The following is a 15,366-nucleotide window of genomic DNA, read 5'->3' as shown; positions in this document are numbered from 1 at the left end:
ATATTAGATACTAGGAACCAGATACTAGGGAACCTCGTCAACTGGTCTCTCGTCAACTAGTAACTATTTAACTTGTAAACTAAAAAATATGCGAAAGATTATAGGTATAGGAGAGACGATACTCGATATACTTTTCAGAGACGGACAGCCACAGGCAGCTGTGCCGGGAGGTTCGGTATATAACGGTATAGTGTCGTTGGGAAGAATGGGTATGGACGTAACGTTCATAAGCGAGACTGGTAACGACAGGGTAGGGCAGATTATCCTTGAGAATATGCGTGAAAACGGTGTGAAGACTGATAGCGTTAATGTGTTTCCTGACGGAAAATCGCCCGTATCATTGGCTTTCCTGAATGAAAGGAACGATGCGGAATATATTTTCTACAAGGATTATCCTAAGTTGAGGCTGGACGTAAAAATGCCGGAAATTGGTAAGGATGATATACTGATGATAGGTTCGTATTATGCTATATCGCCTTTGCTTCGTGACAAGATTAAGGAAGTAATGGACATGGCCAAGGATAATGGCGCCATAATATATTATGACGTGAATTTCAGAAGCAATCATTTGTCGGAGGCTATTAAACTTATGCCTACCGTGCTTGAGAATTTTGAGTATGCGGATATTCTGCGCGGCTCGACTGAGGACTTCCAGAACCTGTTCAAAATAAACGATCCTGATAAAGTTTATAAGAATAACGTCGGTTTTTATTGTAAGAACTTTATCTGTACTGATGCCGATAAGGATATACACCTATATACGGGTAAATTCAATAAGACATACGGCGTTGAGCCGATAGAAACTGTGAGTACCGTAGGTGCGGGCGATAACTTCAATGCCGGTGTGGTATATGGGCTTATAAAGAACAATATCGGAAAAGATGATTTGTCCGGTCTTTCGGAAACCGATTGGGACAAGATAATACGCTGCGGCATTGACTTCAGCGCTGAAGTGTGCCGCAGCGTACATAATTCTGTTTCTAAAGAGTTTGCTGCGTCATACCGCTGACAATCTTCTTCACTTCGTTCTGGAAGGCAATGAAACCACCTCCCAGAACGCGGTTGCCGTCGTAGAATACGGCAGACTGTCCCGGTGTGATGGCCGATGCTTCGACGCTGAAATGCACCATCATGCGTCCATCATCCAATAGGGTAGCGGTGCATGGAATAGGCTTGCTTCTGTAGCGTATTCTTACTGACAGTTCGGGGCATGTAAGAATCTCGTTTATGTCGGCAGCATTGATGTCTTCCACCAGCATGTATTCAGTCTTTAGTTGCTCTGCATCGCCCAACATTACTGTATTCTTTGCTGGGTTTATTTTCAGTACGTAGGCAGGTTTTCCCAGTGCTATTTCCAGACCTTTGCGCTGTCCTATGGTGTAATAGGCAAATCCCTTATGCTGACCTAATTTCAGCCCCTTGCTGTCAACAAACCAGCCCGGGCCTATTTCCTCGTCTATGTCAGGACAATGCTCTTTCAGGAAGTCTCTGTAGTCCTTGTCGATAAAGCATATTTCCATGCTTTCTCCTCCCTTGGCCTTGGCTTCGAAGCCTTTCGATGCAAGGTATTCCCTTACCTCTATCTTAGTCATTCCACCTAGCGGGAACATCATTCTGCGGAGTATCTCCTGAGGAAGTTTCCATAGGAAATACGACTGGTCTTTTGTACTGTCGTCGCCTGTGAGTATATATCTGTTTCCGTTTCTTTCCTCCATACGGCAGTAATGACCTGTTGCTATGTAGGCACAATTGGTCTTGTCAGCCCATTCGCACAATATCCTTTCCTTGAAAAGCGGATTGCACATAACGCATGGGTTAGGGGTGCGGCCACGCATGTATTCATCGATGAAATACTTCACTATCACCTGCTTGAATTCCTCGCGAACGTCTGCCACATGGTGTTCTATACCCAGTCTTTCTGCCAGTGCTTTTGCTTCGAGCACAAAGTTCGGCTCTTCCTGACCGGGGGTTGTGAACTGCGACGCTATGTCCCATGTGCGCATGGTTACGCCCACTACTTCATATCCTTTTTCCTGAAGCATGATGCATGTGGCAGAACTGTCTATTCCGCCGCTCATGCCTACTAGTACTCTCTTTTCTCTGTCTTTCATTCTTAGTGTCGTTTTGTATTAAATAACAGCAGGTGTGGCGATGATGTTCATAAAATAGGAGATACCTATACTTATTTTATGAACTTTTTGGCAACCTTATGATATGTGTCGAGGTTTACTCCAAGCTTTTCGCCTAGGTCTATCATATCGAATAGCATCCCTTGTATTTCGGATTGGTGTCCGCGTGCTATATCTTTCTGCATTGATGCCGTGCTGTGAGGATCGAGCTTGTCGATTACCTTCAGATTATATTCTACAGGGTCTTCAGGGAATATTACTCCCAGGCGACGGCCTATCTCTGCACTCTCGTTTGACAAGCCTTTAAATGTGTCACGCACTTCGCCTTCGTGCTGTACTTCACCCATCGGGACATCATGATATGCTCCTGTACAGGCCATGGCAGAAATGAATGCCCATTTTATGAATGTATCACGGTTTATATCGTCGGATACATCTACCTTAATACCGCATTTACGCAGTGTATCGGCTATTTCTTCAAGTCTTTCATGGGAAACACCCTGTTCCGGACGTGCGCCGAATACGAGGCGGAAAATCGTTCCCATTTGGGTTATTTCGCCTTCGCCGGATACGAAACCTACTATGTATATACATCCGTCAAGAACTTTCACCGATGGGGCAAGACGTCCTATTCTAGGTCCTGTGCCATAGACATTAAGTATCGGAATAACCAGTGTGTCAGGTGTTGAGGCGCGTTCAAGTACATCTTTTATGGAATCGATGGAATATCCTTTTACGCATACGAAAATAACGTCAGCCTTGTCGTTGTATTCTTCGGATGTACAGGCTTTTACGTTCAGAAAGTGTTCTCCTTTAAGATCGGATTTCAGGTGCAGTCCTTTGCTTCGGATTGCCTCAAGGTGCGCGCCACGTGCTATGCAGGTGACGTCCTCACCGTTTAATGCCAAAAAACCGGCGATGCTGCCTCCAACGCCGCCGGTTCCTATGATTAGATATTTCTTTTGCATATATAATTGAAATTATACATTGAATCTGAAGTGCATGATGTCGCCGTCCTGAACTACATAGTCCTTTCCTTCGACATTCATCTTACCAGCTTCTTTTACAGCTGCTTCAGAACCGTATTTGATGTAATCGTCGTATTTGATTACTTCGGCACGGATAAAGCCTTTTTCGAAGTCTGTGTGGATAACACCGGCACATTGTGGAGCTTTCCAGCCTTTGCGGTATGTCCAAGCTCTCACTTCCTGTACTCCGGCTGTTATGAATGTCTCAAGGTCAAGCAGTTTGTAGGCAGCCTTGATGAGTCGTGTCACGCCTGATTCTTCCAGACCTACTTCCTGAAGGAACATCTGACGGTCTTCGTATGTTTCAAGTTCGGCAATGTCTGCTTCTGTCTTGGCTGCAACTATAAGGATTTCAGCATTTTCGTCTTTTACGGCTTCGCGAACCTGTTCAACGTATTTGTTTCCGTTTACAGCGCTTGCTTCATCCACATTGCATACATAAAGTACAGGTTTGCTGGTGATGAGGAACAGTTCTCTTGCTATCTTCTGTTCGTCTTTTGTTTCGAACTGTACTGTACGTGCTGATTTTCCCTGTTCAAGGGCTTCCTTGTACTGTACAAGTACCTCGTATGTCTGTTTTGCAACCTTGTCGCCACCTGTCTGTGCCTGTTTCTGCACTTTCTGTATGCGGCTTTCAATAGTTTCAAGGTCTTTCAGCTGAAGTTCGGTATCGATAATCTCCTTGTCGCGTACAGGATCAACGCTTCCGTCAACGTGAGTGACGTTATCATCGTCGAAGCAACGCAAAACGTGGATGATAGCGTCTGTTTCGCGGATGTTTGCAAGGAATTTGTTACCAAGACCTTCGCCCTTGCTAGCTCCTTTTACCAGACCGGCGATATCAACGATTTCTACTGTTGTAGGAACTATTCGGTTAGGATTTATAAGTTCTGCCAGTTTGTTAAGACGTTCGTCAGGTACAGTGATTACACCTACGTTAGGTTCAATTGTACAGAATGGGAAATTGGCTGCCTGAGCCTTTGCATTAGATAAGCAATTGAAAAGTGTCGATTTGCCTACGTTAGGTAGGCCGACAATACCACATTGTAGAGCCATAAATATATTTAAGTTTTTTATTTTTAGATCTAAAACTTTGCAAAGGTACTTATTTCTAATAATATAACCAAAGAATGGTAGTCATATAGCAAAAAAAGGAGGTATCTTCCAAAGATACCTCCTAAAATTTAGAGAGATTTATGTTTACTGATTTTATCTGCTTGTTTTTTATTTATCCATTGTAACTGTCATGTCAGGAATAAGGATGAATGTACCCTTCTTGCTGTTCCATTTGTAGTATTCTGTTGTAACGCTCTTCTTGTCGTATGTATAACAGATTTTTAAATCGTTTACCCAACAGTTGCTTTCAGCATTCCATTTCTGTGACAAATTTTCAGTCATCTGGTTATTTTCATCATATTTATAGTTGTACTTCATGTATTTAGTTAGCAGATTGTTATCCATCTTATAGACTGTTTCTGCAACTTTCACTCCGTCAACTTCTTCTGCGTTGTAAATCAGGTTGTTATTCAACTTAGCAGCTGAAATAGTAGCATTAGCGATAAAAACTGTTACAATTACTAACAAGGTTTTGATAAAATTCATAGCTTTCATATTTTTATTGTTTTAGGTTTAACTTACATTTTGTTCTTGATTGCGGTGCAAATATAGATGTTATTTTGATATGTTGTATAGTTTATCCCTAAAAAATGGCTATAAATTAGCAAAATGTTAGTTATTTAACTTCTGTTTACAATTTAGATAAATTAATGCGCTTCAAGCCAATTTTGACCCCAACCACAGTCTGCAAGCAAAGGTACTTTCATTTTGTAAGCAGCCTCCATTTCGGATATCACAATTTGCTGCACTTTTTCTTTTTCTTCTCTCAACACGCTGAAATTGAGTTCATCGTGTACCTGTAGTATCATTTTAGACTTGATGCCTTCATCTATGAAGCGTTTGTATATTCTTATCATGGCTACTTTGATAATATCGGCTGCACTACCCTGAATAGGGGCGTTAATTGCATTTCGTTCGGCATACCCTCTAACAACGGCATTTCTTGAGTTTATGTCAGGAAGATACCTTTTGCGCTTGAAAATTGTCTCAATGTAACCTTTATCCCTTGCAGAGCGTATGTTTTCGTCCATATAGGCTTTTACTTTCGGATAGTTTTCGAAATATCCGTCAATAAGTTCCTTGGCTTCTTTGCGATCTACATTCAGACGTTCCGCAAGCCCGAAGACAGATATACCGTATATAATTCCGAAGTTTGCAGTTTTTGCTTTGCTTCTTTGTTCTCTGGTCACTTCGTCTATATTTATCTTATATATTTTTGCTGCAGTCGCTGCATGAATATCCTGCTCCTCTCTGAATGCTTCAATCATATTGTCGTCTTCGCTCAGGTGTGCCATTATTCTAAGCTCTATCTGAGAATAGTCGGCAGAAAAGAATTCGCATCCGTCGTCCGGAATAAATGCTTTTCTTATTTCTTTTCCGTCATTGTCTCTGACCGGAATGTTCTGCAGGTTAGGATTGCTTGAGCTTAATCTTCCTGTAGCAGTTACTGTTTGGTTGAAAGATGTATGTATCCTTCCTGTCTTCGGATTGATAAGTTCAGGCAGTGCATCTATATATGTGCTGAGCAGTTTTTTCAATCCTCTGTAGTCAAGAATTTTTTCTACTATCTGATGTTTGCCTTTCAGACTTTCCAGAACCTCTTCCGATGTTACGTATTGGCCTGTCTTGGTTTTCTTGGCTTTTTCTACAATCTTAAGTCTGTCGAAAAGAACTTCACCTACCTGTTTAGGAGAAGATACATTGAATTCCATTCCTGCAAGTTTGTAGATTTCTTCTTCTATTTCGCGCATTCTTATGGTGAAGTGTCTGGAAGTTTCTTTCAGCGCTTCGGTATCTATTCTCACTCCGTTTCTTTCGATATATGCAAGCACAGGAACAAGTGGCATCTCTATTTCTTCAAACAGTTCTTTCACACCGTTAGTCTCAAGTTCCTTTTCAAGAATGTTCTTAAGTTTGAGCGTTACGTCTGCATCCTCGCATGCATATTTATATATATCGTTAGGAGAGAGGTCGCGCATGTTCCGTTGGTTCTTTCCTTTTGTGCCAATCAGCTCTTCTATCTTTATGGTGTCATATTTAAGATATACTTCTGCCAGATAGTCCATACCATGATGCAGTTCCGGCTGCAACACGTAATGAGCAATCATGGTGTCGAACATATGTCCTTTAATGCTGACTCCATAATTGCCAAGGACAATCATATCGTATTTTATGTTCTGTCCTACCTTTATGGATTTTTCATTTTCGAATACAGGTTTGAACTTATCGACGATTTTTTGAGCTTCTTCCCTGTTTTGCGGAACAGGAACATAAAAAGCCTGGTTTTCTTTGTAACTGAAGCTCATTCCTACCAGTTCTGCGCTCATTGCGTCGGTGCCTGTAGTCTCCGTATCTAGACTGATAATTTCCTTTGTAAGGATTATTCTTAAAAAATCGTTTATTTTATCCTCTGTATCAATGAGTTGATAGTCGTAGTCGGTGTCTTCAAGCCTTTTGAGACTTGAATTTTTCTGTTCTTCCGTATTGTCGTCGGCAAAAAATCCAAAGAGATCGCCTTGGAGTGCCTGTTTTTCGGGTGCCGGTTTTGCTGCCGGCTTTTTGTCGGATTTGAATACCCTTTCCAATAGAGTACGGAATTCCAGCTCCTCGAAAATGTTTCTGAGTTTTTCCTCATCCGGAGTTTCACGTTTCAGTGAATCCATGTCAAGTTCGATAGGAACGTCAGTTTTTATAGTGGCGAGAAACTTTGAGAATTTTATCTTTTCGACATTCGATTCTACCTTTGTCTTTATTGCTCCTTTCAACTGGTCTGTATGTTCAAGCAGGTTTTCTATGTTTCCGAATTCCGAGATAAGTTTCTGGGCGGTTTTCTCGCCAACGCCAGGACACCCCGGTATATTGTCTGACGAGTCACCCATAAGTCCAAGCATATCGATTACCTGACTGGTAGATTCTATATTGAATTTTGCTTTTACTTCTTCGATACCCATTATGTCGAATTCCTTGTCGCCATACTTAGGTCTGTACATGAATACGTTCTCGCTTACCAGCTGGCCGTAGTCTTTGTCGGGAGTCATCATATAAGTTGTGATACCTCTTTTGCCGGCCTCGGTGGCAAGTGTGCCGATAACGTCGTCAGCTTCGTATCCCGGAACTTCCAGTATAGGAATCTTGTAAGCTCTGATTATATCCTTTATAATAGGAACTGACAGTCGTATTGCTTCAGGAGTTTCTTCTCTCTGTGCTTTGTATTCCTTGTATGCTTCGTGTCTGAATGTCGGACCTGATGGGTCGAAAGCTACACCGATATGGGTAGGCGATTCTTTTTTCAATACATCTTCAAGTGTATTTACAAAACCCAGGATAGCTGATGTGTTGAAACCTTTCGAGTTTATTCTGGGACTTTTGATTAATGCGTAATATGCACGGTAGATTAATGCGTAGGCATCGAGTAGAAAAAGTTTATCCATATAGTGTGAATTAATAATGAAATTTCATGTAAAAGTACAAAAAAATACCGTATTCCCCGTTTTATTATTACTTTTGTACGCTAATTTATTCCCGATGAACACAGTAGATATAATAAAACAACCTATTACAAATGAGTTGGAGGCTTTCAGAGAGCTATTCGTTTCGTCATTAAAGAGTGATAATCCGCTTCTTGACAATGTGCTTGCATATATCAAGAATAGGAGTGGCAAGATGATGAGGCCGATATTGGTTATGCTTGTTGCCAAAGCTTATGGCGTTATAGATGATTCAGTAAGGCATGTAGCTCTGTCGCTTGAATTGCTTCATACGGCAAGTCTTGTTCATGATGATGTGGTGGATGAGAGTAGTGAACGTAGGGGACAGCAGTCTGTAAATGCTGTTTATAATAACAAACTTTCGGTTTTGGTTGGCGATTATATCCTGGCTACTTGTTTGAAACATGCCTCATTGACCAAAAACATCAAGCTGGTTGAACTGGTGTCCGATCTTGGTCAGGATCTTTCTTTGGGTGAGGTGATACAGTTGGCCAATCTTTCGAATAAAGAATTCTCAGAAGAAGATTATTTCAATGTAATACGCAGAAAAACTGCAGCGTTGTTTGCTGCTGCAGCAGAGTGTGGAGCAGTTGCTGTAGGTGCATCGGAAAAAGAGGTTGAAAGTGCAGCATCATTTGGAGAAATGCTTGGTATTGCATTTCAGATAAAGGATGATATCTTTGATTATTTTGAAGATGAAAACATAGGAAAGCCTACCGGAAACGATATGATTGAAGGTAAACTTACCCTGCCTGCAATATATGTCCTGAATAAGATGAATGATGATGCCTTGAATGCTTTAGCCTTGCGCATAAGAGGTATGAAAGCCAGCAAAGACGAAATCATGTCGTTTGTTGAGACGGTTAAAAAAGAGGGTGGAATAGAGTATGCCGATAAGGTTATGCGTGATTATAGAAACAAGGCGCTAGACTTATTGCCTGAATATATACCACAGGATATAAGGCTTGCATTGACTGCTTATATTGATTATGTAATTGACAGAAAGAAATAAAAAAAGGACGGGAAACCGTCCTTTTTCGTTTTATGTAGATTTAGAAGAACTTGATGTCTTCACCTGTTATGTCCGAAAGTAAAAGGTTTGTAAGACGACTTGTTCCGATGCGGAATAGTCCCTCGTTCAGCCATTCTTCTCCAAGTACTTCTTTGGCTATTGTATAATATTTCAAGGCATCTTCCACTGTATTTATACCTCCGGCAGCTTTAAAACCGATCTTTATTCCTGTTTCAAGGAAGTATTCCTTTATTGCCTTACACATTATAAAAGCAGCCTCGGGAGTTGCTCCTATGCTTTCCTTTCCGGTAGAAGTCTTGATGAAGTCAGCGCCTGCATACATCGCCAGGATAGAAGCTTTCTTTATATTAGAAGCGCTTCCCAGTACTCCTGTCTCAAGTATTACTTTCAGTGGTTTTTCTCCACAAACGGCTTTCAGCTCCTCTATTTCATCGCACATTCCCTCGTAGTCTCCGCTAAGGAATTTGCCTACCGGCATAACGATATCAATCTCGTCGGCACCTGCGTGTATAGCCATTGCTGTTTCGGCTACTTTGACTTCGGTGAATGTCTGTGATGACGGAAAGCCTCCTGAAACGCATGCTATCTTGACATCGTCCGCTTCCAGAGCGTCGTTCACAATTTCTGCCATATTAGGGTAAACACAGATTGCGGCAACGTTTTTCAGGTCAGGATATTTGTCAACAAACTCATTAACCTTCTCTGTGAATTTAAGTATGCTTTCTTCGCTGTCTGTACATTTCAGACTTGTGAGGTCTATGCAATTGAATAAAAATTTCTTTACATCTTTTGTGCTGTTCTCATGAAGATATTTATTCAGAATATTATCCGTTGCATAAGTTATTTCATCGTCCTTTATGGCGGTGTTATACTTGTTCAGTGCCTCTGTGTATTTATCACTTGTAGGCATCTCATGTTCATGCTCGTGGTCATGTTCCTGTTCAAAATCGTAGATGTTTTCTTCGTTGTAACTCATAAGCATTATAGTTTTGGATTGTTTTTATGTCTGTCTTTATCTCTTGAAGTTTTCTTTTCGATATTCTTCTTGAATGCTTCCGTAAGGTTCACGCCTGTCTGGTTTGCCAGGCAGAGCAGTACCCATAGTACATCGGCCATTTCGTCTGTCGGATCCTGGTTTTCACCTTCCTTGAACGACTGGTCGCCGTATTTTCTTGACATCACTCTGGCTAGTTCTCCAACCTCTTCGGTAAGAACCGCCATATTGGTAAGTTCACTGAAATATCTTACTCCGTATTCCTTAATCCAGTTGTCAACTGTTTTCTGGGCTTCATCAAATGTCATATTTATTCTTTGTTTTTTGAATCTATCAATATGGTTACAGGGCCGTTGTTAAGCAGCTCTACTTTCATGTCTGCCCCGAATTCACCTGTGCCAACTTCTTTACCCAATGCCTTGCTTACTTCGCTGCAGAAGTATTCATAGAGTGGGATAGCGGTCTCATGTCCGGCAGCTCTAATGTACGACGGTCTGTTCCCTTTTTTTGTAGAAGCCATAAGAGTGAATTGGCTTACGATTAGAATCTCACCGTTTATGTCCATGATAGATTTGTTCATCACTCCGTTTTCATCGTCGAACACTCTCAGTCCGATAACCTTTTTGCACAGCCAGTCGGCATCTTCTTTAGTGTCGGCTTCCTCTATACCTACAAGTATCATGAAACCTTCCTTAATTGCCGATTTGCACACGCCGTTTATGGTTACCGATGCATGGCTTACTCTCTGTATAACTAGTCTCATATTTTGATAAAATTATTCCTTGTTTAATTCCTCTTTTACGGCCTTTGCAGAGGCTTCTCCTACAACTTTGGATAATTCCTCTATGCTGGCTTCCTTTATTCGTCTGACGCTCTTAAAAGTCTTCAGAAGCGCCGTTTTCTTTTTTTCTCCGATACCCTTGATGTTGTCCAGTGCCGATGCTATCTGGCTCTTGCTTCTCTTGTCTCTATGGAAGGTTATGGCAAATCTGTGTACTTCGTCCTGAATGTTTTCAAGCAGATGGAATAGGGGAGTTCCCTGTTTTATTCCTATGGTCTGTGGTGGGAATCCGGCGAGCACTTCCGATGTTCTGTGGCGGTTGTCTTTTGCCAGTCCCACGATTGGAATGTTGAGGTGAAGCTCATTTTCTATTACCTGTCTTACAACTTCCATCTGTCCTTTTCCACCATCTGTCAGAATAACGTCAGGCAGTTCGCCCTGCTCGTCTAAAATACGTGTATATCTTCGTCTCACCACCTCCTGCATCGAAGCATAATCGTCGGGGCCTTCCACGGTTTTTATAATGTATTTTCTGTAGTCCTTTTTGCTTGGTTTCGCTTTCTTGAAAACTACGCAAGCTGCTACGGCGTCAGAGCCCTGAATGTTCGAGTTATCGAAGCATTCTATATGTACAGGCATTTTTTCCAGGTGAAGCTGTTCTTGGATCTCCTTCATCAGTCTTACGCTTCTTTGCTCCGGATTAAGCTTTTCTGCCTGTTTCAGGCGATCCACTTTATATTGTTTTACGTTCAGGATAGACAGTTCCAGAAGATGTTTTTTGTCTCCTCTTTGTGGCACTGTAAATATCACTCCGTTCATCTCCATATCCAGTTCGAACGGAACTATTATCTCTTTCGATTTGCTCTGGTATCTTTCGCGCATCTCCACAATACCCAATTGCAGGAGCTCCTCTTTTGTTTCGTTCATCCGCACTTTATATTCGAAAGTGAAGGCCTGGTTTATGCATCCGTTCGTGATGTGCAGATAATTGATATATGCCACTCCTTCGTCAGTTTCTATAGAGAATACATCGATGTTGTGAAGTACTGAACTTACCACCTCGCTCTTCGATCTATAGTTTTCTACGAGGTCGTATTTCAGCTTTATTTTATGCGCCTCTTCAAACTTCAGTTCGCTTGCCAGCTTCTGCATCTCGTCCATCAGCATGTCGCTTATGATGCGTGTATTGCCTTTCAGAATCTCTTTTATTTCGGCTATCTGCTTCATGTATTCTTCGTGGCTTTGAAGTCCTATACATGGCCCTTTGCAGTTCTTGATATGATATTCCAGGCAAACCTTGAATTTCCCTTGCGATATGTTTTCCGGTGTAAGTGCCAGATGGCAGGTGCGCAGATTGTATAGTTTCTTTATAAGCTCCAATACTGCCATCATTGAAGGGACGTGGCTATAAGGACCGAAGTATGTACCTTCTTTTCTGATTATCTTCCGTGTCTTGAAAACACGTGGAAAATACTCGTTGCTGATGCAGATAGAAGGGTAGCTCTTGTCGTCTTTAAGCAGGACGTTGTATCGTGGCTTATATTTTTTGATCAGGTTATTTTCCAGCAATAATGCATCCTCCTCTGAGTTTACCACAATGTATTTTATATCCGCAATCTTGCTTACCAGAATCCTTGTCTTTGCCGATTGGTGCTCCTTTGCAAAATACGAATATACGCGTCTTTTCAGGTTCTTTGCCTTGCCCACATAGATGATTGTACCTTCGGCGTTCAGGTATTGATAAATTCCCGGACTGTCCGGCAGGTTCAAGACAATTCCCCTAAGATAATCGTTGGTTTTAAGTTCCTCTTTCGAATCCATTATTGCTGAAAAAATATTTAGAGTTCAAGTATTGTTGTGACGTCAACATCGGAAGGGAAAGCCTTTCTTCCGTTAAGGTCTTTCAGCTCTATAACGAAGTTGATATATGTTTCTTTTGCTCCGGCTTTCTTAACCAGTCTGTGTGTAGCTGCCATAGTTCCGCCTGTGGCAAGAAGATCGTCATGAAGTAATACCACATCGTCTTCGTTGATGGCATCCTTATGAAGTTGGATAGTGTCAGTTCCGTATTCCTTTTCGTAAGTTTCTTCAATTACTTCTGCCGGAAGCTTTCCCGGCTTGCGGGCCATGATAAAACCGGCTCCAAGTCTTGCAGCCAGAGCACCGCCAAGGATGAATCCTCTTGACTCGATTCCTACTACTTTAGTGATGCCTTTGTCCTTGTACATTTCATACAGCTCATTTATCAGACCGCTAAGGCACTCGCTGTTTTTGAATAGGGTAGTAACGTCATAGAATAGAATTCCCGGCTTAGGGAAGTCTGGAATCTCACGGAGGTTCTTTCTTAAAGTTTCTTTGTTCATTGGTTTTGATTTTATTTGTTCTAACCTTAAAGTTTTACGTTAACCTCACTTTAAACTTTAAGGCGTTTTCCTTTATTTACAGTGATTTACGGGTAATCCTTAAACAAATTGTTTCACGTGAAACATCGTTTTATCGTCCCATGAGAACAAGTAGTACATTGATGTCGCTAGGAGATATACCCGGTATTCGGCTTGCCTGTGCCAGTGTCTCAGGATCTATCTTCTTTAGCTTTTGTCTTGCCTCGGTTGACAGTGACTGGAGGGTATCATAGTCGAACTTGCCTTTTATCTTGATTGACTCCAGACGGTGTATCTTGTCGGCTATCATTCTCTCGCGGTCGATGTATCCCTTGTATTTTATCTGTACCTCGGCAGCCTCTATAATTTCTTCCTTGCGGTCTTCTATTCTGTCGAGAACAGCCTTGAATGCCGGAACAAGAGGAGCGATGTTTTCTATCGTAATCTGCGGACGGCTTATCAGGTCGATTAGCTTACATCCGTGAACCAGTCTTGCTGTTCCTAATGCTTCCAGACCATCGTTTATCTTGTCTGCCTTGATAGAGTAGGTCTTGGTGAATTCCACTATCTTCTCTATCTCTTCACGCTTCTTGCAGAGGATGTCGTATCTGTTCTGTTTTGCAAGTCCTAGCTTGTATGCTTTTTCTGTAAGTCTGAAGTCGGCATCATCCTGTCTCAGTAAGATTCTGTATTCTGCTCTTGAAGTAAACATACGGTAAGGTTCGTCCACACCTTTTGTAACAAGGTCGTCTATCAGAACGCCGATATAGGCTTCGTCTCTTCCCAATACGAAAGGCTCTCCACCATGACAGTTGATATGAGCATTGATACCTGCAATGATACCTTGACCGCCTGCTTCCTCGTAACCGGTAGTACCGTTCACCTGACCTGCAAAGAACAGGTTCTTTACGATCTTCGATTCAAGTGTATGCTTGAGTTGGGTAGGGTCGAAGTAATCGTATTCTATGGCATATCCCGAGCGGTAAAGCACCACATCCTTAAAGCAAGGAATCTTCTTCAAAGCCTCAAGCTGGATGTCCATAGGTAGGGAAGAGGAGAACCCGTTTAGGTAAAGTTCCTGTGTAGTTTCTCCTTCCGGTTCCAGGAAAAGCTGGTGCTGCGGTTTGTCCGGGAAAGTTACGATTTTCGTTTCTATACTCGGGCAGTAGCGAGGACCGATACTCTGGATTTGTCCGTTGTAAAGAGGGGAGTCCGCCAGTCCGTTTCTCAGTGTGGCATGAACCTCTTCGTTAGTAAAACAAGTCCAGCACTGAAGTTGTTTAAGTTCTCTTGGCTTACTTATGAATGAAAATCTGTGGAAGTCATTTTCGCCGTCCTGAGGCTCCATGAGATCGAAGTGTACACTTCTTGCGTCAATTCTTACCGGTGTACCTGTTTTCATTCTTCCGGCAGTGATGCCATGTCTGGTTATAGACTCAGTAAGATGATAAGAAGCAGGTTCTGCGCAACGTCCTCCGGCAAGCATCTTGCGTCCTATGTGCATAAGTCCGTTGAGGAATGTACCTGCAGTGAGAACAATACATTTTGCATAGAATGTCACGCCCCAGCAAGTTGTCAGTCCTTTAACTTCCCCGTTCTCGATTATAAGTTCTTCCACAGTATCCTGCCATATATGCAGGTTAGGAATGTTCTCAAGAATCTCTCTCCATGCCCAGATAAATTTGCCTCTGTCGCACTGCGCGCGAGGGCTCCACATGGCAGGACCTTTTGAACGGTTCAGCATTCGGAATTGTATGGCAGTCTTGTCTGTTACCAATCCCATGTATCCGCCCAATGCGTCAATCTCTCTTACTATCTGTCCCTTTGCAATACCACCTACCGCAGGGTTGCAGCTCATCTGTGCAATCTTGTTCATGTCCATTGTTATCAGACATGTCTTGGACCCAAGATTGGCTGCTGCCGCAGCAGCTTCACAACCTGCATGACCGGCACCGATTACAATAACGTCGTACTTAAATTCCATTGAATTATGATGTTTATTACTGGGTACAAAATTAGTGAAAATTATCGTTGTTTTTTCCCCTTGCAAATATCATTTAACAAAGTAGGGCGAGAAATTCCCGCCCCACTACTTTTGTTCTAATTATTTCATTTCCTTAAGCATATCCAGTGCTTTGTTCTCTGCTGCTTCCATTATCTCTCTTTCTCCCGGTCCCTTGTCGTTTATTCCGCATAGGTGCAAGATTCCGTGGATAATCACTCGGTGCAGTTCCGTATCGTATTCCGCTCCGAACTGTTCGGCATTTGTCCTTACAGTGTCAAGGCTGATGAACAGGTCGCCTGATATTCGCTTGCCTTCGCAATAGTCGAATGTGATGATGTCAGTGTAATAATCATGTTGCAGATACTGTCTGTTCACTTCCAGAATTTTTTCGTCCGAACAGAAGATGTAGGC

At 42.1% G+C, this 15,366-nt stretch carries 14 protein-coding genes; 2 read left to right on the top strand and 12 right to left on the bottom strand.

What is annotated here, in order from left to right; all coding sequences use genetic code 11:
* Positions 1–88: 88 nt before the first annotated feature.
* Positions 89–1,009 (top strand): carbohydrate kinase, encoded by a 921-nt coding sequence (locus tag Q0486_RS14550; protein WP_299234936.1) that lies wholly within the window; start codon positions 89–91, stop codon positions 1,007–1,009.
* On the opposite strand, the gene mnmA is transcribed toward Q0486_RS14550, so the two are convergent.
* The 5 genes from mnmA to polA all read right to left on the bottom strand — a co-directional run bounded on the left by mnmA (position 981) and on the right by polA (position 7,704).
* Positions 981–2,111, bottom strand: a complete 1,131-nt coding sequence (gene mnmA, locus Q0486_RS14545; RefSeq protein WP_299234933.1) for a tRNA 2-thiouridine(34) synthase MnmA — start codon at positions 2,109–2,111, stop codon at positions 981–983. The genes Q0486_RS14550 and mnmA overlap by 29 nt on opposite strands.
* A gap of 71 nt (positions 2,112–2,182) precedes the next feature.
* The gene (locus Q0486_RS14540; RefSeq protein WP_299234930.1) at positions 2,183–3,097 is read right to left on the bottom strand and encodes a ketopantoate reductase family protein; all 915 of its coding nucleotides are present in this window, start codon (positions 3,095–3,097) and stop codon (positions 2,183–2,185) included.
* Positions 3,098–3,109: 12 nt separating this feature from the next.
* Complete coding sequence (gene ychF / locus Q0486_RS14535) at positions 3,110–4,213, bottom strand: redox-regulated ATPase YchF (protein WP_299234928.1); 1,104 nt, start codon at positions 4,211–4,213, stop codon at positions 3,110–3,112.
* A 168-nt stretch (positions 4,214–4,381) separates the two neighbouring features.
* On the bottom strand, positions 4,382–4,768 hold the full coding sequence (locus tag Q0486_RS14530; RefSeq protein WP_299234925.1) for a DUF3836 domain-containing protein: 387 nt from the start codon (positions 4,766–4,768) through the stop codon (positions 4,382–4,384).
* A 152-nt stretch (positions 4,769–4,920) separates the two neighbouring features.
* On the bottom strand, positions 4,921–7,704 hold the full coding sequence (gene polA, locus Q0486_RS14525) for a DNA polymerase I (protein WP_299234923.1): 2,784 nt from the start codon (positions 7,702–7,704) through the stop codon (positions 4,921–4,923).
* A 94-nt stretch (positions 7,705–7,798) separates the two neighbouring features.
* Here polA and Q0486_RS14520 point away from each other — a divergent pair, with 94 nt between their 5' ends.
* The gene (locus tag Q0486_RS14520; protein WP_299234921.1) at positions 7,799–8,773 is read left to right on the top strand and encodes a polyprenyl synthetase family protein; all 975 of its coding nucleotides are present in this window, start codon (positions 7,799–7,801) and stop codon (positions 8,771–8,773) included.
* A 40-nt stretch (positions 8,774–8,813) separates the two neighbouring features.
* On the opposite strand, the gene deoC is transcribed toward Q0486_RS14520, so the two are convergent.
* The 7 genes from deoC to ybeY all read right to left on the bottom strand — a co-directional run.
* Positions 8,814–9,704 carry a deoxyribose-phosphate aldolase gene (deoC, locus tag Q0486_RS14515; RefSeq protein WP_299235011.1) on the bottom strand — a complete coding sequence of 297 codons (891 nt, stop codon included), beginning with the start codon at positions 9,702–9,704 and terminating at the stop codon, positions 8,814–8,816.
* A 71-nt stretch (positions 9,705–9,775) separates the two neighbouring features.
* Positions 9,776–10,096: a nucleotide pyrophosphohydrolase gene (locus Q0486_RS14510; RefSeq protein WP_299234918.1), complete on the bottom strand. Its 321-nt coding sequence runs from the start codon at positions 10,094–10,096 to the stop codon at positions 9,776–9,778.
* A 2-nt stretch (positions 10,097–10,098) separates the two neighbouring features.
* Positions 10,099–10,551: a D-aminoacyl-tRNA deacylase gene (dtd, locus tag Q0486_RS14505; RefSeq protein ID WP_235340757.1), complete on the bottom strand. Its 453-nt coding sequence runs from the start codon at positions 10,549–10,551 to the stop codon at positions 10,099–10,101.
* Positions 10,552–10,563: 12 nt separating this feature from the next.
* Positions 10,564–12,390, bottom strand: coding sequence for an excinuclease ABC subunit UvrC (gene uvrC / locus Q0486_RS14500; RefSeq protein ID WP_299234914.1), 1,827 nt, complete (start codon positions 12,388–12,390; stop codon positions 10,564–10,566).
* 17 nt (positions 12,391–12,407) lie between these two features.
* Positions 12,408–12,932 carry an adenine phosphoribosyltransferase gene (locus Q0486_RS14495; protein WP_299234911.1) on the bottom strand — a complete coding sequence of 175 codons (525 nt, stop codon included), beginning with the start codon at positions 12,930–12,932 and terminating at the stop codon, positions 12,408–12,410.
* Positions 12,933–13,062: 130 nt separating this feature from the next.
* A complete protein-coding gene (gene mnmG, locus Q0486_RS14490; RefSeq protein WP_299234908.1) occupies positions 13,063–14,934 on the bottom strand; it encodes a tRNA uridine-5-carboxymethylaminomethyl(34) synthesis enzyme MnmG in 1,872 nt (623 codons plus the stop codon).
* A gap of 120 nt (positions 14,935–15,054) precedes the next feature.
* A partial coding sequence (gene ybeY, locus Q0486_RS14485) for an rRNA maturation RNase YbeY (protein ID WP_299234905.1) occupies positions 15,055–15,366 on the bottom strand: 312 nt, incomplete at its 5' end.

The organism is uncultured Bacteroides sp., assembly GCF_937912035.1.
GTDB lineage: Bacteria > Bacteroidota > Bacteroidia > Bacteroidales > Bacteroidaceae > Phocaeicola.
This window is presented reverse-complemented; position numbering and strand designations above follow the sequence as displayed.